This is a genomic window from Limnospira sp., assembly GCF_051859755.1.
Classification (GTDB): Bacteria; Cyanobacteriota; Cyanobacteriia; order Cyanobacteriales; family Microcoleaceae; genus Limnospira; species Limnospira fusiformis.
Genome location: NZ_JBIMLI010000045.1, coordinates 1 through 23,338 on the forward strand (window position 1 = coordinate 1; position 23,338 = coordinate 23,338).

Sequence of the window (23,338 nt, forward strand, 5' to 3'; positions counted from 1 at the left end):
TTTGCGGGATACCGCCTCTGTTACCTTAACGGGTAATAGTGCTATCGTTGCATTGTCCGGGAACAACCGGAAAAATGTCGCGTAAATGTATCAGTCAAATATTCACAAGAAGGATGGTTATTCGTATGCCAACTAAGTGCTGCCCCTCGTTTACTCCGGCAGCCAGCCCAGCTGAATACAGCTATGGCGGGGGTCTCTAGGAGGGAAAAAAGATGACGAATTTGAGTCTAATTAATTCCAACGGACAATCTGCATCTATCCCGTCAGACCAAAACGGGTGCTGTGACGATCGCACTTTAGATCAACTGGATCTCGATAGCATTAACGATCGCCTCAAAAATGCTAATGCTACTGATATTGTGAAATGGGCTGCGGAAACTTTTGGGTCAGGGTTGTTGATGAGTACCAGTTTCGGTATCCAATCGGCTGTGATGCTACATCTAGTTACCCAGGTAGTTCCAGATATTCCGGTGATTTGGGTCGATACGGGTTATCTTCCCATTGAAACCTACCGCTTTGCTGAAGAATTGACTCAGCGCCTCCAACTCAATCTGAAAGTCTATCAATCTTCCCTGTCTCCGGCTAGGATGGAAGCACTTTATGGTCGTCTGTGGGAACAAAATGATCTCGAAGCCTTTAACCGCTATGACCAAATCCGCAAGGTTGAACCTATGCAACGGGCTTTAAACGAACTTGGGGCTACGGCTTGGTTGGCGGGACTTAGGGCTGATCAGACCGCACACCGCCAAACTTTGCGTTCTATTGATTACCAATCGGGTCGTTATAAGGTTTACCCGATTCTTAATTGGCATTCCCGCGATGTCTATCAATATCTAACCGCCCACGACCTCCCCTATCATCCCTATTTTGACCTCGGTTACACTACTGTTGGTGATTGGCATTCCAGTCGCCCGGTGACTGATAGTGATCAAAGCGATCGTGATACCCGGTTCCGGGGACTTAAACAAGAGTGCGGCTTACACCTTCCCCAAAGCGACGAAGAAGCCAAGAGCTTGGATTCTAGTTCCCTCTAACATAGTCCCGCCTGTTATGGTTACACCCAGGGCGATTCCCCGGTATCGGTCTATTCTGATAATTAGATTAACTTTTGTAACAAAAAATTAATAATTGTTACAAAAATTTCTGGTTGGGGGTCGCGTCTTGATTTTGGGGTGAGGCTGTGGTATTATTTATATAATGGGGAAATACACATTTTTTTTTTGACTAAAACATTCCAATTATGAAAAAAGAATATGTCAATATTATATGATAAGTCGCCAAAACTTGTCAACCCCCAGCGGTTAACGGGGAGTAATGGGGATTTGTACTTCACTATATTTTAAATAGGGGGGAGTCATGGGGGAATTATAAAACAAGCGTCTTGGGGGTCCAAAAATTTGATATTCGGGATGCTGTTGTAACCAGTCTTTCAATTTATCCAAATGTATTTGGTAGCTTTCCCAGGTATAAGGACCTTGAATCCCAATGCTAACGACGATCATTTCTGGGGTATCTGTTACGGTGACATCAGAATCAACAGTTTGGGGATTAATTTCGGGTTGAGAATATAAAAAAGACACATCAGCCGCCGATGTTTCTTCCCAGGAATCTTCCTGTAAATATCGCGCCTCGACGGGGGTTGTCATGGCGATATTATTAGTGCTAATATGTTGAAATAGGGGGTTGAATGCCATGCGGGTGGCGATGGTTAAATCTCCCTGATGACGGTAGGTAACAGCCCGATAATGGGGGTATTTTTTAACTTCAATAGTTCCAATGGCTGTGGGTTCTGGGAATCCTTTTGGTAAATCGGCTGGCATTTTTCTTAACTCCTAGATTCAACAATTATCTTTGATTGTACATGATCAGGCTCCCCAAGTGCTATCAATTGCTGTAAGTGATGTGGTGTAGGACAAAAATCAGATAATTGCTGTGGGTGATTTATGGTGATTTCGGGTTTATCTCGATACATAATAACCCGACCAGTAATATAAACATATCCTCGACCGAGACCAGCATATCGACGATTAATCAATCGGACAATGGGTGCATTTTTATCGCTTTTGGCTTCTGGTATCCATAACTTGATAATATGGTCTTTTGACCCTGTATGAATTAAGGCACTATTACCAATCCATTTGGTGATACCATCTTGTAAGTCACAAAATACAGTAATCCATTGTTGACTAGCGGCGGCGGCTAGAATTTCGGGATAATCAAAACGGACAGAAAGCACTCCGGCTGTTTTGCCATGATGGCGATAATCTTGAATAATACTATCCCTTAATGACCACCAACAGCTTAATAGTTCATAATCACGAAATGGCTTATTTTGAGGTAAATTACGATTCCAAATGATGAGATTATGGGATTGAGCGATCGCTTCTGCTTCCATCATTTGGCGGTGATAAAATTGCGATCGCCCATATTTAATATAATAGGGACTCCAACCTTCTTGAATTAATCGCAAGTTATAATTATCATCGCCCTTATGAACATAGCAAATCAAACGACCATAGGTATCTCGGTATTTGTCTAAGCAGACTTTTAAGGAATCATGACTATCAAATTCCAAATCAACTTGGGTTAAGGTTCCATCAGCTTCGGTGAAGTATTTTTTAGCCATAGCTGAAGCCTCTATTCCGGTTTGCGTGACAGGTTTGGAACCTTTAGCAAATGATTCCTCGGTATCAACGCAATGCAATCGCAGAGGTTCTCGGCGACCATTTAGCAAGACTTTGATAGTATCTCCATCTACAACTTTAGTAACTTGTAGGTTGTTAATTCTAGTTCCCACTTTTCTATAAGTATACTGGTAATTTACAAGAGTCTTCTATAGCAGTTATTAACCTGACTGAATTATGAAGTATTAAGGGATTGTTTCATGGGTATTAATCAGATTTTAACTTATCTAATCCCTCACTGCTAACCCCTCTCCCCAATAGGGTAAGGGGAGTTTAGATGTAGATCAATCAGGAATTGCTATAGATTTTGTGTCCCTCCCAAATAAGCAAGCGATCGCCTCAGTTGGGGATACCAAAATGAGGTAAAGCTACTATTGAAGATAAACAATGATATCATAGATATGGGAAGGTTAAATCTTGAACAATGCAAAGTTTTATCACATAATTGTCAGATGTCCTTTCCCCAGTGTATATAGGTTTCCCTGGGTCTCTAGTTGATTCGGGGATAACCTGTAGGAAGCCCAACCCCTGTGATTAACGCTTAACCATGATTTAACTATGATATCCGCAACATTAGCTAATTTTGGTATTGTATTTGTCGGAAGTGTATTTTTACTAACAGCGATCGCCAAAATTAGTGAACCTTGGAAATTCGCCCAACACATCGCCCAACTGAGGCTATTTACTTCTGGGTTAATTGAACCGATAACCATCACTTTTATAGCTGTTGAAGCGACCATAGGAACCGCGTTAATTTTCGGGGCGACACCCGCCATTATGATCCCGTTTAGTATCATAATTTTAATGGGTCTGTCGTGGTTAACTTATTGGAGTACATCGACGGGAAAAACGGAAGATTGTGGCTGTTATAATGGCTGGCTAAAAATCACCCCCAATCAAAGTTTACTGCTGAATTTATTATATATTATTTTCCTAGGTGTAGGTTTAATTGGCAACTATAACACAGGGACTATTTTATGGCGGTGGATGATTGTTATAGCGACGTTTTTAGTTAGCTATACAGCCGCCTCAGCTTCCCTAGCCTATTTAGATATTCATGGCTATCCATTCCTTGATTTAGCGCCGATTCAAGCTAACCGACCCTGGCAAAATCAATGGTTAGGAGAAGCAGTAGATTTAGACCTCAGTTTGGGTTCAAAATTAATCGTTTTTATGAGTCCCCGCTGTCCTCAGTGTAAGGACTGGTTACAGGTGTTAAAAATTGTCCATGATTGCCCGGAATTGCCTGATGTTTTAGGGGTTGTCGCGTTTACTAATTATGATGAAATGCGGTGGTTTGTTGATAGTTATCAACTCAATTTTTCGGTGGTCGCTTTAGATAGCGTAGCATACGATCGCCTAAAAATTGATACTGTCCCCACCGCTGTAATAGTGGAAGATGGTATCATCCGAGAAAAATGGGTGGCGGGAATGCCTGCATCATTTGTTCAACGCATTAAACAGGCGCTATCTGTAGCTTAAATAGGGAAAGCCACAGACTTGAGAATAGTTAAGGGTTGTTGTTGCTTTAGTTGTGCCAATTGTTGATGATTACGAACCAGTAGCGCCCCCGCAAACCCTAAAGAATTAACGGATATGTCGTCCCAACTTTCTTGCGATCGCGGTATAATTAACAGCCAATTTCGAGTCGCCAATAAGTTATAATGTGTGGCGGGTTTCCCATTATCATTAATTGAGATTTTCAGGAAATCCAAGGATTTTAAATACTCTGCCAAAGTTACTTGGGCGGCTAATTTATAATCATTGACTAAACCGGGTTCAAATAATGATAAAGTATGGCGAAACTCAAAGGGGGGTATTTTACCGATTGAACCGGAAAAAATACTAGATGCGATCGCCTTTTCAATCGGTACATTTAAACCATTAGGAATTAGGGGAAACGGCACAAGTTGAAGGTGTTTATGGCGTTGACTAGCCCCCGCCTCTCGACCACCATTATAGAAGGCTAAACCGTCAATTTCGGTCAAAGCCAGCCACATAGCCTCAAAATCTTCTAAGGTTAGTAAACTATCCTGTTCTTGAAAATCCCGCGTTACTATCAACAGATGATAATCAACGACATTAAACTTATTAAGTAAACCCACATGAGTAGCTGATAAATTCTCGACAAATAAATCAGGGTCATAAGGTAAAAAAGGATTAAATTCTACCCCGGTGGCGGTCTGGGTTTTTTCCTGCTTTTCCTGGACTGTAGCCTTGCGTTGTAGATTATCTATCACCCTGACCAAAAAAGGGATTTCCGCCTGTTCAATGAGCTGATAATGGGTGCTAATAGGCTGTAATGCACCGACCTCTAAAGCCCGTGCGGTTTGCTGTTGAAGTTTTAACAGTAATGTCCCTGGTTCTAGCATGGTTAATTATGGACTCAGTAAGTAATCAGTAAGCCCACTAATTATATCAAGTTTTACCTGTAATTTTTTGCCTAATCACGGGTTGATTAATATCGATGATGTCATGGGGGAAGATATGGCGCAGAGTGATGAGTTAATCCGGGCTGAACATTGAGCAGTTGGTGAGTATTGATCAGATATTTGGGCGGAATGGTTGGGGGGAAAGATTGCCATAAAAATTAGTCATGGTATACTATTATTAGATAGTCTTAGATACTCTAATTATAGTATAGTCTATGATTTTAAACATGACAGCTATCAGTCCACAACTGAGGTTAAGTGAGGACAATTATCAAAGTCATATCCTGAGTATTGCACCCATGATGGATAGGACCGATCGCCATTTTCGTTACTTCATGCGACAAATTACCCGCCGTCCCCTACTGTATACAGAAATGGTGACAAGTGCTGCAATTATTAACGGCGATCGCCACAAATTACTGGACTTTTCACCAGAAGAAAAACCCCTCGCCTTACAGGTTGGGGGAGATGATCCTAATGAACTGGCGACCTGTGCTAAAATCGCCGAAGATTGGGGTTATGATGAGATTAACCTCAACGTAGGTTGTCCGAGTGCGCGGGTGCAAAATGGTAACTTTGGCGCTTGTTTAATGGCGGAACCGGAAAGAGTTGCTCAAGCCATCTCAGCCATGAAAAAAGCCGTTAATATTCCGGTAACAGTTAAGCATCGTATTGGTATCGATAATCGCGATCGCTATGAAGATATGGCCGCATTTGTGCGGGTGGTCGCCGCCTCTGGGTGTCAGCGTTTTACCGTTCACGCGCGCAAAGCATGGCTACAAGGATTAAGCCCCAAAGATAACCGAAATATACCCCCCCTGCGTTATGGAGATGTTCACCGTCTCAAGGCAGAATTTCCCGATTTGACAATTGAAATTAATGGAGGATTTACTACCCTTGAACAGGTGAAACAACAACTCACAAAAGTTGATGCGGTAATGATTGGTCGCGCCGCCTATGATAATCCCTATTTATTTGCGATCGCTGACCGAGAAATTTACGGCGAAAATATCAACCCACCCACCCGTCATCAAGTAGTAGAACAAATGCTTCCCTATATCGAAAATTGGTTAAGTCAGGGAGGGCGACTTAACAGCGTTGTCCGCCATATCCTACAACTTTTCGCTGGACAACCAGGGACTAAAGCCTGGAAGCGATATTTAAGCGAAAACGCACACCTTCCCGGTGCTGGGGTGGAAGTAGTTAAAGCCGCTTTAGCCGAGGTTCCCTGACTCCCAAAAGCGATCGCACTTTTCAGTCAATATAAAAAGGCGATCGCCTCTGACAACAACATCTAACCGACCACATTTATTGCTATAATTGAGGGGCGATAGTTAACGGGACTGGCTTTGATGATGGGTGGGACTATAGGGACAAGGTTAGGGGTTTAAAAGGTTATGAATTAGGTTTGATAAATGTTTTAATTTAATCGGTTGAGTTAGATATTCATTGGCTCCCGCTTCTCGTAATTTTTCCGGTTCGCCAGTGGTTTCTACAGCAGTTAAGGCAATAATTGGCAAGTTAGTTAACTTGAGATTTTGGCGAATATATTTAATGGCTGCTAAACCCTCAAGCACAGGTATTTGAATATCAATTACAACTAATTGGGGAGATTGGGATTCGATTAATGCGATCGCCTCCTGTCCATTTCTGGCTATCAATAAACTATAGCCTTTAGCTTCCAGATAACTAGACAGTGTAATCAAATGAGCCTCCTTCTCTACCGCCAGCATAATTAATGGAGACTGAGGATTTATTACATTCAAATAACTAGGCAATTCCCATCTATAACTATCGGGTAAGTTGCTCATATTATTTGAGGTTTCATTATAGGGTAAATAAACTGTAAAGCAGCTACCTTTACCCAGTTGACTGCTCACCTCAACACAACCGCCATGTAATTCTATGATTTGTTTAACCAAAGCTAATCCCAGTCCAGTACCACTATATTGACGATTCAGACTACTATCAATTTGGGTGAAAGGTAAAAACAGTTTATCTAAATCATCGGTAGCAATACCAATCCCATTATCTACGACGGAAAAATAGATAGACTGAGGGGTTGAAATAGCCAGATTTGTAGATGGTTTTATGCCAACATTTAAGTTAATTTTACCAGCTTTATGGGTAAATTTTACCGCATTACTTAGCAAGTTAATCAGGACTTGACGCAGCCGCCGATTATCTACTTTGATGAAAGTTTTTTGTAATTGCTGGGGTATGTTACTCTCTATATTAATTTGTTTGGTAAATGCCAAGTGATTGACTAAAGTTAAACTAGAGTTACATAGTTCCTGCACTGATACTTCCGTTAGATATAGTTCGAGTTTCCCCGCCTCTATTTTGGACAGATCCAGAATATCGCTAATTAATTCTAGTAAGTGTTTACCACTTTTTTCAATCATCGCGATCGCATGATGTTGATTAGGGTTCAATGTCCCTAATATGCCTTGTTTTAACGCTTCCGACATCCCCAAAATCCCATTAAGAGGGGTACGCAGTTCATGGCTCATATTTGCCAGAAACTCATCTTTAAGGCGGGTAGCCCGGTCTAACTCGGCTACAGTTTTTTGTAATTTGATTTCCATCAATTTACGTTCACTGATGTCTACCACTACCCCATCCCAAAGAATATCGCCATTAGGTTGTTGTTCCGGTTGAGAAATACCCTGTATCCATTTTTTTTCACCAAATGGGGTAATCAATTTTCCTTCCCAAGACCAGGTGTTTAAGGTGCTTGCAGATAGCAAAATTGAGGATTTAAGAGAGATAAAATCTTCCGACTCAAAAAGTCTGAATAACTCATTAGCATCTCTGGTGATTGTATCAGCATCTAAACCAAAAATTTGTTGGCAGCGTTCACTAATATAGATAAAATTATGGGAGCCATCAGGATGCAAAACATATTGATATAAAACCCCCGGCATATTATTGGCAATGCGTGCAAATCTGTCCTCACTTTTCCTGATAGTGGCGGCGGCTTTTTGGCGTTCACGGAGTGCTGCTTGCTGTTCGCTAATATCCCGAATGACAAAAACTACCTCATGGTCACCACAGGGAGCCACCCGGACTTCTTCATGACGCAAAACCCCATCAATCACTACATCTTGTTCATAGGTTTGTAGGGTGTTAGTGGCTAGGGCTGTTTGCGTAACCTGACTATATTTCGCCGCAATAGGGGGGGGTAATAGTTCCTTGATTGAGTGACCAATGGCTAATTTGATGTCCACTAAATTTCCGACATATTCGGATGGATAAATAGCCAGATATTCCCCTTGGCTGTTCAGTCTAAATACTAGGTCGGGAATGGCTTGCAAAGTTGCCTTGAGTTGTTCTTGACTGCGTTGGAGGGCATTGTAGAAAGCCTTGCGCTGGGTAATATCATTGGAAATACCACAGAGGGCGTAGGGTTGCTGATTTTGGTCAAACAGGATAAACTTATGGGAGAGGAAAGTATAATTTTGGTCATGGATGGTCACCTCTTCCTCGAGCTGATGGAAGTGACAAGATTCAATTACTATGCGGTCATTTTTTTCAAAAACATCAGCGACTTCGGGTGGGTAAAAATCATGGTTAACTTTGCCAATGATATCTGCTAGAGTACAGTTAAATAATTTCAGAAATGCCCTGTTAACAAAGGTATGTCGTCCTTGTAAGTCTTTGACATAAATTACCGCCGGAGCAAAATTAAGCATTGCTTCTAACTTAGCTTCACTTTCTCTGAGGGCGGCGGTACGTTCTTCTACCCGCACTTCTAACTGTTGATTTAAGTCGGCTAAGGCTTGGGTAGTCCGATCGCGTTCAATAGCAATGGAGGCAATATGGGCGCTAAGGCTGAGAATTTCTAAGTCTTGATTTTGGGGAGTGCGACAGGTCTTGAAATAAACCGCAAAAGTTCCTAAAACTTGCTGATCACTACCGATCGCCGGAGCCGACCAACAAGCACGCAATTGATGTTCTAGGGCTAAATGTCTGAAGTTTTGCCATAGGGGGTCTGTCGCAATATCAGCAACGATGACAATATCCCGACAAAAAGCAGCTTTTCCACAGGAACCAGCTTCGGGACCAATGATCATCCCATCTAAAGCCTGGGAGTAAGCCTTGGGTAAATTAGGGGCTGCGCCGTGGTGTAGTTTCCCGTGGCGATCGCATAGTAAAATCGAACAGAGTCCCCCCTGGAATTGCTTTTCCATTGACCGGGCTAGGGCATCAAGAATTTCGGGAAGCGGGTCTAACTTAGCCATGATAACTTCTGCTTTCTTGCTAAAGATGCTACGGTGAAATGGTGATTGTGCAAGCCTAGACCCCCTCCCATATTCTAAGATGAACTGGCAATTTCTGCCAACTCCATCCATCTTTCTGTCGCCTGATCAATTTCCACTGTCAAGGACTCAACTTGCTGATGTAACTCCTGCACCCGACTGACAGAAGTTGATGAGGCTTGGTAAAGTTCCGCCTCTAACTGCTGTTTTTTCTCCTCTAACTTAGCGATTTCTTTTTCCAGGTTTTCATACTCTCGCTTTTCCTTAGAGGAAAGTTTGCGCCGCCCGTCTTTCCCCCAGGAATAGCGGGGGGATTTTTCCGGTTCTGGTTGGCTGGGGGTAGCCTCGACCTGCATTTGCTGTGACTGTGCTTTGGCGACTTCTTCCGCTTGTTTATAGTCCAAATAAACCGAATAATTACCGGGATATTGACGGAGGACTCCCTGAGACTCAAAGGCGAAAATCATATCGACGGTGCGATCTAAAAAATAGCGATCGTGAGACACCACGATCGCGCATCCATTAAACTCCTCTAAATACTCTTCCAACACCGAAAGAGTCTGCACATCTAAATCATTAGTCGGTTCATCTAAAATCAGAACATTGGGTGCTTCCATTAATACCCGTAACAGAAACAAACGCCGTTTTTCGCCGCCAGATAGCTTATTTAAGGGAGCATATTGTTGGGCGGGAGGAAATAGAAACCTCTCCAACATTTGGGAAGCCGTAATTTGGGTTCCGTCAGCGGTAGTCACATATTCTGCGACCTCTTTTAAATAATCAATAACCCGCTGATTTTCATTCATCGCTTCCAGCAGGTTATCACAATGTTGGTCAAAATAGCCAATATGAATAGTGCTGCCAATTTCCACAGTTCCCGAGTCCGGTTCAACCCGACCCGTAATTAAATCTAAAAGGGTAGATTTTCCGACTCCATTACTGCCAATAATTCCCACGCGGTCTTGGGGGTTAAATGTATAGGTAAAATCTTTAATTAAAGTTTTGTCATCATAGGATTTCGCAATATCCTTTAACTCAATTACCTTCTTACCTATGCGGCGACCGGGGGTAGAAATTTCGACTTTGCCGAGGGTTGATTTAAACTCAACATCCTGCATTTCTTCAATGCGTTGAATCCGGGCTTTTTGCTTAGTGCTTCTGGCTTTGGGTCCTCGCTTTAACCATTCTAATTCTCGGCGCAAAACTCCTTTATGTTTATGTTGTTGGCTGACCGCTACATCTTCCATTTCGGCTTTTTTTTCCAAGTAATAGGAATAATTGCCGGAGTAGGTATATAAATCACCGCGATCGATTTCAATAATGCGGTTAGTGACCCTATCTAAAAAATAGCGATCGTGAGTAATTAAAAACAAAGCGCCCCGATAACTATTCAAATAATCCTGTAACCATTCCACAGACATAGCATCAAGATGGTTAGTCGGTTCATCCATTAATAAAACATCTGGTTCTCGCAATAGCGCCGCCGCCAAAGCAATACGTTTGCGATATCCTCCCGAAAGGCTGCCAATTTTGGCATCAAAATCCTCGATTCCCAATTTAGTTAAAATAATTTTTGCCTGAGTTTCCAACTCCCAAGCATTACTAGCATCCATGCGCTGCATAATTTCGGAAAAGCGAGTCATGAGGCTTTCATCATCGGGAAATTTAGCAATTTTTAAGGAAAGTTCCTCATATTCCTGAATCAGATGCAGTTTATCACCACTATCAGCAAAAACCTGTTCTAAAACGGTGTTATTTTCATCAAGTTCTGGTTGTTGCGGCAAATATATTAGTTTAATTTTCGGGTTAACCCAGAGTTGACCGCCATCAATATGTTCGCTACCTACAATCATTTTTAGTAGGGTGGATTTTCCAGAACCATTAGTTCCAATTAAACCCACTTTATCCATAACTCCTAAATTCAGGTTAGCATCCCTAAGAATTTCTTTAGTCCCGAAGTCTTTTTGAACTGATTGTAGAGTTAATATATTCATCTTTTAGCTAAGGGCTTTATTGGCAAATATTAATAGTTTAAATAGGGGCGGATGCCCCTACTAGGAAATAACAACTGGGTGACAATGATTAGGATTTAGTTAGGTCGCCGACGTTAAATAAGAAGGGAACCTTACTTTTAGAATCACCCAAAATCAGGACTTTAGGCATTTGAGAACCCCCTTGTCGCCAAGCCTCGATCGCCTCTTTTTGCAGTACCAACTCACCACCTTGAGCCTTGAGAGTTTCGGCTAATAAGCGTTGAGCTTCCGCCCGACCCTTAGCGCGGTTAATGTCGGCTTGGGCTTGTTGTTCAGCTTCTTTAGCGACATAGACAGCCCGCCGCGCCCGTTGTTCAGCGATTTGTTTTTCTTCAACGGCGCGAGCAAATTCAGGGGAGAAAGTCAGATCGACAACACTGGTATCTAAAACAATAATGCCATATTTATCTAATCGTGACACCAGAGCCTCGTCAAAATCTGCTTTCAGTTCCTCCCGTTGAGTAATGGCTTCCTCAATGGTACGTTTAGCAGCGGCAATTTTAAAAGATTCCTGAGTTTGGGGCGCGACAATTTTAGATACCACATTTTGTAGAGTACCTTGTTCCCGGCGGACTTGCACGACATTTACGGGGTCAAGGCGGAAGTTGATGGCAAAACTAGCGGAAAGTTGCTGTAGATCCTTGGTGGAACTTTGGGCGGGAACTTCAAACTTCTGGACAGTGACATCATAAATATCGACGGCGGAAATTATGGGAGGCTTAAAGTGTAACCCCTCTAGTAGTGCGCCATCCTGGGCCTTTCCGAGAATACTTAACACGGCGGCTTGACCAGGATTAATAATTACAAAAGAATTAAGCCCAATCAGAATAGCCAGTGCGACGATAATTCCCAGAACAATGGCTGGTAAACCCTGTTGGGGTTGTGCGCTTTTCAAAGTTATAACTCCTTAGTTATGAACGACAGTATAGAAGAGGCTGGAAAGCATCATCTTCTAGTTTAAAGGTTTTGCCGATTACCGACATGATTGACGATCGCGTGTAAGTTGTGGTTCTTGCCAATCGTAGGAATAATGGCTGATTGACTGAATTTGGGGAATAGCATTGATAATGTCGCGCATCTGATGTTCTAGGGGGGGGCGGTTTTTAATGGATTTGCCCCAGTCTCCAGCGATCGCTGGGATAATTTTAGTTCCCGGTTGGGCTTGGTTAGCAACAGTTTCCACTTGTTCAACTATACAGCTTGTGGTGCCACAAACTCCATAGGCCATGGGATGCCATTCGATCGCACTAGGGAACCGATCCCAAGGTTGCAGCCGGGAATCAAAACCCTGTTCCCCAACGCGACGGTTAGCCTCCGGGAAAAACACCGCCCCAGCCGGAATGCCGCGTGATTGTACTGGCTGGCTAAACATATTTAAAAAGTCCAGAATCCCCTGTTGGGCGTGAGCCACACTCAACCGCCACAATTGTTGATTAAAGGTATTTCCCAGGCTGGGAATGCCACTGAGAGCGGGTAGGGCCGTTTCATCATGCCACAGGGGTGGTTTTTCTTGTGGCTGTGGTTCCTGTGGCTGTGGTTCCTGTGGCTCTGCTGGTGTTGGCTCCGTTGGCTCAGGATACTTTTGATTGATCTGATTAACATCATTTTCGGTGACAAAACCCTGGCTAACATAGCGTTGTAGCAGTTCCCGTCCCCGGTCGTTGTTGGCTCGTTGCAGCAAGGCGGACAGGGAAGCATCCCCATAAATCCATAAATCCTTAACCCGGCTGGCTACTGATTGAGGTCCCAAACCCCTGGGATAGCGAACATAGTCAAACAGAACACCACTGGGGCGACGGCTAAGGACGGCATTCAGGAGGGTATTAAAATCTTGTCGTGCGGTGGGATTATAGGGGTCAACGAAACCCTGATTGATGTAGCTTTCCCCAAAATCGTTGCTGGCGGTGCCGTCTAAATTCGCGGTGACGGTGGTTTCCCCACTACCATTGACCGCAAGGACTCCCGCGCGGTTAGGTAGTAGGGTGTAGGTATAACCAAAGTTGAGCATAAACATCCAGGCGTAAACCTGTAGCCCCCGTTGTCTGCCTTTTTCGATGGTTTGCGCGAGGAGGTCTACTTGTTCCAAGCCGGGCGATCGCATCACTGACGGCCAAGGGGTGGGGTTATTGGCGGCGGGAAGTAACACCTGACCGTCATAAAATACTTCTAGGTAAACTTGGTTATAGCCTTTGTTGATGATGTCATCTAACAGCTTTTCGATGGCTCCGGGTTGGGCATCACAGCTATATAGTCTTAACCATAAGGCCTGATTTTGGGGGCGGCTTTGCTGACGACAGCGATATACAGCTTGGGCGTGTTGAATCAGGATCTGGTTATATTGCTGTTGGGCGTTGCTATCCCCGGATAGAGCGCTTTGGCGCAGGCTTTCTTTAGAGGCGATCGCCTCTGGGGAGAGGCGACAAAAGGCTATGGTTTGCGATCGCCCTGGGCTAGTGGCCAACAGGCTTAATAATATAGCCCCTAACATGGGTTTATAGAGACTCAGCAGACGGTGAAGCCAATTTAAGGCGATCGGTGATTTAGCCATAGCACATATACCACATAAAAGCAACTCTTAATCATTACAGATCAGATTGAGTTGCCTCGGTTAATTTCCCCATCAGGTTAGCCGGAGTTAAGCGCCCCGTTTCACAGCCGCTTCTACTTGTTTAAACTCCTGTTCTAGTCTTTGCTTGAGTTTATCAGGAACGGGACGGTTAGGGTAGGAACTGTAATGACCTGCTAGGGCATTTAAGGCAGTCCGCATAGTAGTAAAGGAACTGGAAGTAGAAACCGCTGGGTCTCGACGGTAGCGGGAAGCGAAACTATTAATCAGGGTCCGGGCTTCCGCCTGGGCGGCGGCCTTTTCTGGGGCATCTTCCGGTAAAGCGATCGCAGTTCTCAAACTATTCACAACTGCTAAGGTATCCTGGCTATAATTTCCTGTGAGGCCATCGGGTGAGTTACCACAGCCCACCAGGGCAACGGTAACGACCATCAGTAGGGCAACCAGGCGAGAAACAAAGTATTTCATAAAAAGACTGTCAAAATAACCTAACTACAATCCTACCTCTAATTGCCAACAGCCACCCACATAGGTTACAAAATGCAGGTACAGATACAACCGATAATGTCAGGTTGTGTTACCTAGAATAGCTATCATACCCTCGGCTTTCTTAGTTTTGTTTCCGGCTATTCGCTCATGGGATAATGTATTTGATACCAGTGCCACAGAATCAATCCCTATTCACCATCTCCTAACTAAGCTAATGATTAGCCAAGACCTATTGTTCTCGAATTTGCCGTTATATAAGGCAATTGATCGACACCCACTGACGGCTTCTCCTGAAACTCCCTTAATGGGGGTGATCTCCATGATCAGCCCACAGCCAAAAAGTGACTCTGACAGGGAAACCCAGCCACACCGGAAAAGTTGCGTCCTGGCCGTAGAACAGGGAAAACTGGTCGGTTTAATTACGGAAAGGGATCTCGTGCGCCTGGCTACCCAATATCGCAGCTTTGACCATTTAACCTTAGCGGCGGTGATGACTCGCGATCTAGTCACCCTATCAATAGAACCCCATCAAGACATTTTTACTGCTATTACCCTGATGCGTCAACATCAGATTCGCCATCTTCCGGTTTTGTCGAAAACTGGTGAGCTGGTGGGATTAATTTCCACACAAACCCTGCGCGAGTGTTTGCAACCAGGGGATTTGTTCAAATTACGTCAAGTCGCCGAAGCCATGACGCGAGACGTGATCCATGCTACCCCTAACGCTTCTATTTTACATCTGGCTCAATTGATGGCGGAATATCGGGTTAGTTGTGTGGTCATTGCTGAACCCAAAATCGGGGATAGTTTCCTGTGCCATCCTGTGGGAATAGTCACAGAAAGATATATTGTCAAGTGTTCAGCCCTGGATCTTAATTTTGATCGGATGATGGCGGCTGACATTATGAGTAGCCCCCTATGGTGTTTGCACCCCACAGAAAATTTATGGGTAGCCCATGAACAAATGCAGCAACGGGGAGTCCGTCGGTTAGTGGTGTGTGATGAACAACAGCAATTAGTGGGTATTTTGACTCAAACCAGTTTACTGCAAACTCTTAATCCCCTGGAACTTTATAATACCATTGAAGCCCTACAACAGCAGGTTAATAAATTACAAGGTGAACGGATCAAACAGATGCAAAATGACCACCATCAGACTCGCGAAGAACTGCAAAAACAGCGAGATTTGACCGAGGCTATCTTAGATACGGTTCCGGCTTTAATTGTGGTTTTAAATACCCAAGGTTACATCGTCAAATTTAATCAAGCCTGTGTGAAAATTACGGGATATTCTGGGCAAGAAGTTCAAGATCGACCGTTTTGGGAGATTTTATTAGTTCCTGAAGAAGTGAACAGCGTAAAAAAGGGGTTTGCGGATTTAACAGCGGGGAATTTTCCCAGTTATCATGAAAATTATTGGGTGACGAAAACAGGCGATCGCCGTTTAATTGCCTGGTCTAATACAATTTTATGTGATGATGATGGGCAAGTGGAATATATTATCGGCACGGGAGAAGATATTACCGAACGGAGACGGTCAGGAATTGAGTTAGAATCCCAGAAGGAAGCCTATCGCCAATTAGCATCATCCCTGGAAGAACAAGTAGAGTCAAAAACCTCTGAAATTGCGGAGAGTAAACATCAACTAGAACTGGAAATTAATCAGGTAAATCAGATTCAAAAACAGCTAATCTTTTCTCAAGAAAGATTGAATGATTTACTTAATTCAAGTTTGGCAATTATCTATAGCTGTGACCCGGAAACTATGCGGGTGACATTCATTAGTAGTAATGTGCCAAATGTCCTGGGATATACTCAAAAAGAATTCCAAGAAAGTGTCGAGTTTTGGGAAGAGAGAATTCATCCAGAAGACCGAGATTTTGCCTGGTCTAAAGTTCGTGAGGTTTTGACGAAGGGGACATCTTTTTATGAATATCGTTTTCGCCATGGGGATGGTAGTTATCGCTGGATGCAAGAACATCTAAGGTTAGTATTAGATGCGGCGGGAAAACCCAGAGAAGTGGTGGGCTATGGTTTTGATATTAGCGATCGCAAACAAGCAGAAATAGTAGCAGCGGAACGAGAGGCGATCTTGTATAGTTTCTATAATAGCACCAGCATGATGATGGGTGTAGTAGAACTCATAGATGGGGATATTATCCACATTTTTAGTAATAATGCAACGGCTGAATTTTGGGGTGTAAGTCCTGAATCTCTGAAAAATGCCCGGTGTAGTGAAATGGGTGTACCCGCCTCAATTATTGAGTTTTGGTCTCAACATTATCGGGAAAGTCAACAGCTTGGTAAACCGATTAAATTTGAGTATATTCACACCTTAAATAGCCAGGAACATCACTTATCGGTTACGATTTCGCCTATCCTCAATTCGGGCTTAGACAAGTTGAGGTTTTGCTACATTGCTGAGGATATTACCCAAGCCAAACAAACCGAATATAAATTATATAAAATTACTCAAGATTTGCTCAACTCTCAAAAAATAGCTGGTATTGGCACTTGGGAATATAATGTAAGTTCGGGTAAAATTACTTGGTCAGAAGAGGTGTTCCGGATTTATGGCATGGACCCGACCCAAGGGGAACCGACTTTAGCAGAATTACGAGAAAAAATGCACCCGGATGATCGCGATCGCCACGCGGAAGATGCCGAGCGATCGTTAACCTTGGGAGAACCTTTTTATACAGAATATCGTCTGGTTCGTCCCAGTGGAGAAATTCGTTATATTCAAGGTATGGGAGGGGTTGAACATGATGCAGAATGGCAACCATTACGCTTATTTGGCTCGGTAATTGATATCACCGAAAAAAGACAAGCAGAGATGGCTTTAAGTGCTTCTGAGGCTAAATATCGCCGTCTGATTGAACAAATGCCAGCGGCTACCTATACGGCGAATTTAGATGACAAATTTAGCATACTTTATATTAGTCCTCAAATTGAGCGTTTGCTGGGTATTTCAGCCAGTGAGTGGTTAAAAAATAGTAAGGATTGGCTGGAGTTAGTGCATCCAGAAGATCGCGATCGCCTGTTGGAGGAAATCCGTCAAGGTATCGAAGAAAATCAAGGCTTTAGTGTTGAATATCGGATGTTTTCGCGATCGGGAAATGTGGTCTGGGTGCGTGATAACGGCCAAGTTGTCCTCGATGACCAAGGCAACCCCACATTCCTCCAGGGAGTTATGATTAATATTACTGACAAGAAAGAGACAGAAATTGCCCTCCAAGAAAGCGAGGAAAAATTCCGTCAAATTGCTGAAACAGTGCGAGAAGTGTTTTTTATGACATCTTTTGATGGTCAAACAATTCTGTATATTAATCCTGCCTACGAGAAAATTTGGGGGCAAAGTTGCGCCAGTCTCTACGAAAACCCTCAACATTGGATTAATTCTGTACATCCAGAAGATCTACAGCGGGTGATAGAAGCATATCAGCGCCAGTTTCAGGATAAGTTGGTTTTTGATGAGGAATACAGAATCATTCGCCCTGATAGTACAATTAGATGGGTAGCAGCGCGGGTTTTTCCAGTCACTGATAAATCAGGAAAAATCTATCGTTGGGCGGGAATTGCCGAAGATATTACCTCCCGAAAACTCATGCTTGAACAACTCCAAAACAGCGAGAGATTTATTCAGAAAGTTACTGATTATATCCCCAATATTTTGTATATATTCGACATCATCAAAAAGCGCAATGTTTATATCAATCGCAATATTAAAGATATCCTCGGATACACCTACCAACAAATTCAAGAAACCGGAGGAACTTTACTCTATGAAATTCTCCATCCTGAAGATTTACCCATCATCGAAAAACACTTTCAAGATATGTCCAAAGCACAAGATGGTCAAATATATACCGTAGAATATCGCGTTCAAAAAGCAAATGGAGAATGGCGTTGGTTACTGAGTCGGGATCTCGTTTTTAGTCGCCATTCAGATGGACGGGTTCAAGAAATTTTAGGGACGGCTACAGATTTCACCGATCGCAAACAAACCGAAGAAATATTACACACTACTTATCAGCATCTCAAGCAAAAAAATCGGGAAATGGAAATTGTCAGCAAAATGATTGAATTTCTGCAAGCCTGCGATGCAGTTGAGGAGGGATATGAAGCGATTGCGGAATTTCTCAAACAGCTTTTTCCCGATTTTTCTGGGGCGGTATTGGTAATAGATCCTGATAGCCCGGAATCGGATTTAGAAGTGGTTTCTACATTTGGTGAACTCCCACATCAGGAGATAAAATTTACTTTCAAAGACTGTTGGGCGTTACGAAGGGGAAAAATTCATACCGCCAGTGACCAGCAATCGGGTTTATTTTGTAATCATATAAATTCTGAACTGCTACCTAAATATTCTTTATGTATTCCCCTAATTGCCAAAACCAAAATTTGGGGATTATTATACATGATTACTGAATCGTCTTTCGTTAATATGGAGTCTTCCGAACAACTAGGGCGCACTGTTGCTGATCAGTTATCTTTGGCTTTATTCAACTTGAAACTTCAGGAACAATTACGCCTAGAAAGTATCCGAGATCCTTTGACTGGACTCTTTAACCGTCGCTATCTGCAAGAAACGCTCAATCAAGCCTTAGCCAAGGCTAACCGCAAAAATGAACCCCTATGTATTATCATGATAGATATTGACCATTTTAAACACTTCAATGATACGTTTGGTCATGAAGCTGGGGACTTAGTTTTGCAAGAAATTGCTCATTTTATCCAAACAAATATCAGAAGTTCTGATACGGCTTGCCGTTATGGGGGGGAAGAAATGACGTTAATTTTGCCAGAAACTACCCTAGAAATAGCGAGCGATCGCGCCCAGTTTTTATGTGAGGGAATTCGCGGATTAAAACTGCAACACCAAAACCGAGATCTCGGTCAAATTACGGCTTCTTTTGGGGTGGCTAGTTTCCCAGAACACGCCCAAACTTTAGATGATTTACTGAGACTAGCTGATGATGCTTTATATCTGGCAAAAAACCAAGGACGCGATCGCGTAGTAGTATGGGAGTTTCTCTAATCAAATAGCTGATAATCAGACCCTAACAACAACTTGATGGAGAACAACAAGACTCGTCGTTATTAATATTAGTGACGTGGTAATTCTCACCTTTAGTTAGTTTAGGGTCGCGGATGGCATTTTGCCGACAATCAAATTCTTTAGCATCCTTTAGATCAATATTTTGATAGGGAGGAATGGGGATAATATCGTCACTGTAGGGACTCCTAGTATAGATGTTAAAGGTTTTATCACAAACTGCCATAGGTTGACCTCGATAAAGGGTATGACCATCATCATCAACTACCTGTTTCCAAGGTCCTTTATAAATTACTGCTTGATGGCGTTCTAAACAAGGACCTTCTTTCCCTTTGTAGGCGCAAACTGTGACAGACCGAAATTCAATGCCATCAATTACCTGCCAAGGTTCGGTCTGACGGGTTAAGATTTCGACCCCATAAAATCCGGCATTTTCAAACATTTGTAAAAATTCGTGTTCTTGAAAAGCGCCAGCAATGCAACCACTCCACAATTCGGGGTCGTTGATAATTGTTTCCGTGGGGGGTTCGTCACACACAATATCAGAAATAACCGCCCTTCCTCCGACTTTTAAGACTCGGTAAATCTCGGAAAATAGTTTCACTTTATCCTGAGATTTAACTAGGTTAAGCACGCAGTTAGACACGACTACATCCACAGTTGCATCAGGGATTAAAGGCTGGTTTTGGCGGAGGCGATCGCACATTGCCTCAAACCGGGATACATCTTCTATGGAGGTAATAGGATTATCATTTAACCAGGTTTGCACCATAGCCAAATTTAGCCCCAAATCCTGGATTTTTCCCTTAACAAACTCAGTATTTTTATAGCCCAACTTATCGGCAATTTCATCTTGATACTTACGGGAAAGCGCCAGCATATCATCATTAAAATCAACCCCAATTACTCGCCCATCTTTGCCGACTTTTTGGGCGATAATATAGCAATTTTTGCCAGCACCAGACCCCAAATCTACCACCACTTCCCCAGAATTAATATATTGGGTGGGGTCGCCACAGCCATAGTCTTTCTCAATAATTTCTGATGGCAAAATCTCCAGATAATTACCATTATATGATGTCGGACAACACAGGGAAGGCTGAACATCTTTCGCCCCGGCTTTATAGCGTTCTAAAACTTCATTTTCTATATCATAATTAACAGCAGTATTTGCCGATTTAGCTGGAGTCATGATTTAAGCATCCTTAGGTTGATGATATGGATCTATACACAGATAGGCTGTAATTCATGCCATAGCTTGATTATACTAGATCCGGTTAATTTCTGGGTTGGGGGGAATGCGCCAGCCACTATAGGTCTGACGCAGGAAATCAGAGTTATTTAATTCCCGAAAATGTCGAGATATCTAGGGAGTCGATACCTTGGAAAAACCCTAATAAACGGTTAGCAATTTTCGCCACGCCACCGACCACATTTGATTCAATATTTAACGGTAAAACCGGATCATGAAGGGATAGGCGCAATAAAAACCAGCCATCCTCGTCGGGGGACCCACAGGAAACCCGAACCCCCTCGTAGTTTTTGGGGACAATTTCCCAGTCGGTTTGTTGGGAGACAAACTGAGTGAGTTTTTCAATCACGTTATTACCTAATGATTTAAAATCATCATTTTGAATAGTGATCCGCACTTCTTCACTCTCGGCGGGTTCCTGTAAATTGGCAATTAAATCGGTGAGAGATTTACCTTTTAGGTGGGTTTTAGCTAGTTCAATTAACAGCTTGCTAACTAAATATGCACCATCATCTAAAAAGTAGTTCTCTTTCATAGCACCATGACCGGAAGTTTCAATCGCCAGCCAAGATTCCTGTCCGCTTTCATTAAGTCGTATGGCTTCATTAATTACATTTTTGTAACCGCGCTTAAAGCGATGATGAACCCCTTTTAATTCCTGCTCGATAAAATGAGTTAAGCCATCGGAAGTAATGGAATCAGTGACGATCGCAGAACCGGGATGTTCTCGTAAAACTATCGCCGAAATTAAGGCAATTAGGCGATTTCGGTTAAGTTCTTTCCCCAACTGATCAACGGCTGCACCCCGATCTACATCGGTATCAAAAATAATCCCAAAATCGGCTTTATTGTCAATAACCGCTTGACAAATTGACTGCATAGCCGCTTGATTTTCCGGGTTGGGAACATGATTAGGGAATGTGCCATCAGGGTCTAAAAATTGGCTCCCTGTGGTATCAGCCCCTAGGGGTTTTAAGACTTTTTCGGCATAAAATCCCCCCGCACCATTGCCAGCATCAACGATTATTTTTAATCCAGTTAAAGGCTGTTCCAAGTTGGTGGGATGATTGACACCTTGGCGAATGGTATTAACTAATCCTTCGGCATAGACAGAAATAAAATCATGTTGTATAATAGAACCAGGGGTGGGAGATTTGGCAAAATCGTTGAGTTTCGCTAACTCCAAAATCTCGGAAATATCCGGCTTTCCTAAGCCTCCTTGGGGGGTAAAAAACTTTAAGCCATTACGGTTAAAGGGGAGGTGGCTGGCGGTTAACATAATTGCGCCATCACATTCCCAGCCGGGGGTAACGGTACTCATAAACATGGCGGGAGTTGAGGCGATCGCCAAATCATAAACCTGAGCCCCAGTGGATATAATTCCCTCCATAACTGCTTGACTTAGCACAGGTCCAGATAGACGACTATCTCTACCTACCGCCATAGTTAATTCTGCGGTATTTTTACCCAGTTTTTGGCTGACCCAACTCGCGAAGGCTTTACCTAAGATAGTGGCAATTTCAGGAGTTAGGTTAACTGGTTCATTGGCTACACCTGCTATGGCGACTCCCCGAATATCCGACCCATTTTGTAGCTTTTTCCAGTCCCAATTAGCAACTTGATCCATAGTTAATTTATCCTGAATTGATAACTATACTATCCTATCATACTATAACTAGCAAGTGGTTATCAAAAAGTTAATGAATAATTAAGAATTAGCCCCGTTCCATTTTGCATACCATATAAGTATTGCGGCTTTTTTCTTGAGCTTGATATAGGGCAGACTCTGCGGATTTTAACAGTTCGGGGAGGTATTAATAGATGGAATTATGCTAGAAATACCCTGGCTAACAGTAATGCGATCGCTCACCAGAGAGGCAGGGGAATATTTAATTGTTGAATTGCCACCTAGATTCGCATAGCCACTTGTATAGCACCTTCGCAGTTAGTATTTGATCAAATAATGGCAAACTCTTCCCCCCCCATAACGAGCCACCAAATCCCCCGGACGCATAGCTGATTCTTGGATAGCTTGAGCTACTCTAATTAAGCAATTATCACCCGCTAAATGTCCGTAAGTATCGTTATATTTTTTCAAGTAATCGACATCACACAGAATCAAGGATAAAGGCAACTTTTACCGGTGCATACGCCGCCACTCCCGCCACCAAAATTCATGAAAATTGCCACGGTTTGCCAACTGAGTTAATCCATCTAAGCGCGCCAAACGGTCTAGTTTAAAATTAGCTTGTTTAAGTTGTTGATCAAGACCAGCCTGTGGCCGGGGAAAACTAAGTTGAGTAGCCACCGCTTGCATTAATTCCAAAATGAGGTGATAGAATTTGGTGGAGTAATTGCCGATTATAATAATTCTCCTCAACCATCAAAATCAGATGTTGACCACGCCGATTATTTACCCGAGGATAATCGTCTAATTTTGGCTGATAATTTTGATAAGTTTTAGCACCATTGTCCCTAGGGTGATGTTCTCGGACTAGCACATTTAATTTAAATTGAAAAGTAGTGCCATTGCCGACCTCCGAGAAAATTTCCATCTCCGA

General features: G+C 42.9%; 17 protein-coding genes. 4 read left to right on the forward strand and 13 right to left on the reverse strand.

Going from position 1 to position 23,338, the window contains the following annotated elements:
• Window positions 1-212 precede the first annotated feature (212 nt).
• A complete protein-coding gene (gene cysH, locus ACTIE0_RS10195; protein WP_006670458.1) occupies window positions 213-1,034 on the forward strand; it encodes a phosphoadenosine phosphosulfate reductase in 822 nt (273 codons plus the stop codon).
• A 267-nt stretch (window positions 1,035-1,301) separates the two neighbouring features.
• Here cysH and ACTIE0_RS10200 read toward each other — a convergent pair whose 3' ends face one another.
• Both ACTIE0_RS10200 and ACTIE0_RS10205 read right to left on the reverse strand, forming a co-directional pair.
• Complete coding sequence (locus ACTIE0_RS10200) at window positions 1,302-1,820, reverse strand: heme-binding protein (RefSeq protein WP_006626216.1); 519 nt, start codon at window positions 1,818-1,820, stop codon at window positions 1,302-1,304.
• A 5-nt stretch (window positions 1,821-1,825) separates the two neighbouring features.
• Window positions 1,826-2,797, reverse strand: a complete 972-nt coding sequence (locus ACTIE0_RS10205; RefSeq protein WP_006626215.1) for a thermonuclease family protein — start codon at window positions 2,795-2,797, stop codon at window positions 1,826-1,828.
• Between the two features lie 445 nt (window positions 2,798-3,242).
• Between ACTIE0_RS10205 and ACTIE0_RS10210 the strand changes: the two genes are divergently transcribed.
• Window positions 3,243-4,166 (forward strand): MauE/DoxX family redox-associated membrane protein, encoded by a 924-nt coding sequence (locus ACTIE0_RS10210; protein WP_006670457.1) that lies wholly within the window; start codon window positions 3,243-3,245, stop codon window positions 4,164-4,166.
• Here ACTIE0_RS10210 and ACTIE0_RS10215 read toward each other — a convergent pair.
• Window positions 4,163-5,056 carry an ATP adenylyltransferase family protein gene (locus ACTIE0_RS10215; protein WP_006626213.1) on the reverse strand — a complete coding sequence of 298 codons (894 nt, stop codon included), beginning with the start codon at window positions 5,054-5,056 and terminating at the stop codon, window positions 4,163-4,165. The genes ACTIE0_RS10210 and ACTIE0_RS10215 overlap by 4 nt on opposite strands.
• Window positions 5,057-5,343: 287 nt before the next feature.
• Between ACTIE0_RS10215 and dusA the strand changes: the two genes are divergently transcribed.
• A complete protein-coding gene (gene dusA, locus ACTIE0_RS10220; protein WP_396442545.1) occupies window positions 5,344-6,348 on the forward strand; it encodes a tRNA dihydrouridine(20/20a) synthase DusA in 1,005 nt (334 codons plus the stop codon).
• 147 nt (window positions 6,349-6,495) lie between these two features.
• Here dusA and ACTIE0_RS10225 read toward each other — a convergent pair whose 3' ends face one another.
• From ACTIE0_RS10225 to psb27, 5 genes are all read right to left on the reverse strand, one after another.
• Window positions 6,496-9,360, reverse strand: coding sequence for an ATP-binding protein (locus ACTIE0_RS10225; RefSeq protein WP_006670455.1), 2,865 nt, complete (start codon window positions 9,358-9,360; stop codon window positions 6,496-6,498).
• Window positions 9,361-9,434: 74 nt separating this feature from the next.
• Window positions 9,435-11,372 (reverse strand): ABC-F family ATP-binding cassette domain-containing protein, encoded by a 1,938-nt coding sequence (locus ACTIE0_RS10230; protein WP_006670454.1) that lies wholly within the window; start codon window positions 11,370-11,372, stop codon window positions 9,435-9,437.
• Window positions 11,373-11,460: 88 nt separating this feature from the next.
• On the reverse strand, window positions 11,461-12,306 hold the full coding sequence (locus ACTIE0_RS10235; RefSeq protein WP_006626209.1) for a prohibitin family protein: 846 nt from the start codon (window positions 12,304-12,306) through the stop codon (window positions 11,461-11,463).
• Between the two features lie 78 nt (window positions 12,307-12,384).
• A complete protein-coding gene (locus tag ACTIE0_RS10240) occupies window positions 12,385-13,959 on the reverse strand; it encodes a family 10 glycosylhydrolase (RefSeq protein ID WP_006670453.1) in 1,575 nt (524 codons plus the stop codon).
• Between the two features lie 87 nt (window positions 13,960-14,046).
• Window positions 14,047-14,445 (reverse strand): photosystem II protein Psb27, encoded by a 399-nt coding sequence (psb27, locus tag ACTIE0_RS10245; RefSeq protein ID WP_006626207.1) that lies wholly within the window; start codon window positions 14,443-14,445, stop codon window positions 14,047-14,049.
• Window positions 14,446-14,551: 106 nt separating this feature from the next.
• On the opposite strand from psb27, the gene ACTIE0_RS10250 reads away from it, so the two are divergent.
• Window positions 14,552-19,507 carry a PAS domain-containing protein gene (locus ACTIE0_RS10250; protein ID WP_006670452.1) on the forward strand — a complete coding sequence of 1,652 codons (4,956 nt, stop codon included), beginning with the start codon at window positions 14,552-14,554 and terminating at the stop codon, window positions 19,505-19,507.
• Window positions 19,508-19,529: 22 nt separating this feature from the next.
• Here the strand turns inward: ACTIE0_RS10250 and ACTIE0_RS10255 are convergent, their stop codons facing one another.
• The 5 genes from ACTIE0_RS10255 to ACTIE0_RS10275 all read right to left on the reverse strand — a co-directional run bounded on the left by ACTIE0_RS10255 (window position 19,530) and on the right by ACTIE0_RS10275 (window position 23,332).
• Entirely contained in the window at window positions 19,530-20,717 is a 1,188-nt protein-coding gene (locus ACTIE0_RS10255; RefSeq protein WP_006670451.1) for a methyltransferase domain-containing protein, read from the reverse strand.
• A 145-nt stretch (window positions 20,718-20,862) separates the two neighbouring features.
• Window positions 20,863-22,404, reverse strand: coding sequence for a phosphomannomutase/phosphoglucomutase (locus tag ACTIE0_RS10260; RefSeq protein ID WP_006626204.1), 1,542 nt, complete (start codon window positions 22,402-22,404; stop codon window positions 20,863-20,865).
• A 318-nt stretch (window positions 22,405-22,722) separates the two neighbouring features.
• Window positions 22,723-22,911 (reverse strand): diguanylate cyclase domain-containing protein, encoded by a 189-nt coding sequence (locus ACTIE0_RS10265; RefSeq protein ID WP_006626203.1) that lies wholly within the window; start codon window positions 22,909-22,911, stop codon window positions 22,723-22,725.
• 3 nt (window positions 22,912-22,914) lie between these two features.
• Window positions 22,915-23,094 (reverse strand): hypothetical protein, encoded by a 180-nt coding sequence (locus tag ACTIE0_RS10270; protein WP_006670450.1) that lies wholly within the window; start codon window positions 23,092-23,094, stop codon window positions 22,915-22,917.
• Complete coding sequence (locus tag ACTIE0_RS10275; protein WP_162198536.1) at window positions 23,069-23,332, reverse strand: histidine kinase; 264 nt, start codon at window positions 23,330-23,332, stop codon at window positions 23,069-23,071. Before ACTIE0_RS10275 ends, ACTIE0_RS10270 begins: the two co-directional genes overlap by 26 nt.
• Between the last annotated feature and the right edge of the window lie 6 nt (window positions 23,333-23,338).

Bases quoted from the DNA above. Each gene is read 5' to 3' on its own strand.
- ACTIE0_RS10200 (WP_006626216.1), bottom strand. From the start codon at position 1,820: ATGCCAGCCGATTTACCAAAAGGATTCCCAGAACCCACAGCCATTGGA.
- psb27 (WP_006626207.1), bottom strand. From the start codon at position 14,445: ATGAAATACTTTGTTTCTCGCCTGGTTGCCCTACTGATGGTCGTTACC.
- ACTIE0_RS10240 (WP_006670453.1), bottom strand. From the start codon at position 13,959: ATGGCTAAATCACCGATCGCCTTAAATTGGCTTCACCGTCTGCTGAGT.
- ACTIE0_RS10230 (WP_006670454.1), bottom strand. From the start codon at position 11,372: ATGAATATATTAACTCTACAATCAGTTCAAAAAGACTTCGGGACTAAA.
- dusA (WP_396442545.1), top strand. From the start codon at position 5,344: ATGACAGCTATCAGTCCACAACTGAGGTTAAGTGAGGACAATTATCAA.
- ACTIE0_RS10215 (WP_006626213.1), bottom strand. From the start codon at position 5,056: ATGCTAGAACCAGGGACATTACTGTTAAAACTTCAACAGCAAACCGCA.
- cysH (WP_006670458.1), top strand. From the start codon at position 213: ATGACGAATTTGAGTCTAATTAATTCCAACGGACAATCTGCATCTATC.
- ACTIE0_RS10275 (WP_162198536.1), bottom strand. From the start codon at position 23,332: ATGGAAATTTTCTCGGAGGTCGGCAATGGCACTACTTTTCAATTTAAA.
- ACTIE0_RS10210 (WP_006670457.1), top strand. From the start codon at position 3,243: ATGATATCCGCAACATTAGCTAATTTTGGTATTGTATTTGTCGGAAGT.
- ACTIE0_RS10270 (WP_006670450.1), bottom strand. From the start codon at position 23,094: ATGCAAGCGGTGGCTACTCAACTTAGTTTTCCCCGGCCACAGGCTGGT.
- ACTIE0_RS10225 (WP_006670455.1), bottom strand. From the start codon at position 9,360: ATGGCTAAGTTAGACCCGCTTCCCGAAATTCTTGATGCCCTAGCCCGG.
- ACTIE0_RS10260 (WP_006626204.1), bottom strand. From the start codon at position 22,404: ATGGATCAAGTTGCTAATTGGGACTGGAAAAAGCTACAAAATGGGTCG.
- ACTIE0_RS10255 (WP_006670451.1), bottom strand. From the start codon at position 20,717: ATGACTCCAGCTAAATCGGCAAATACTGCTGTTAATTATGATATAGAA.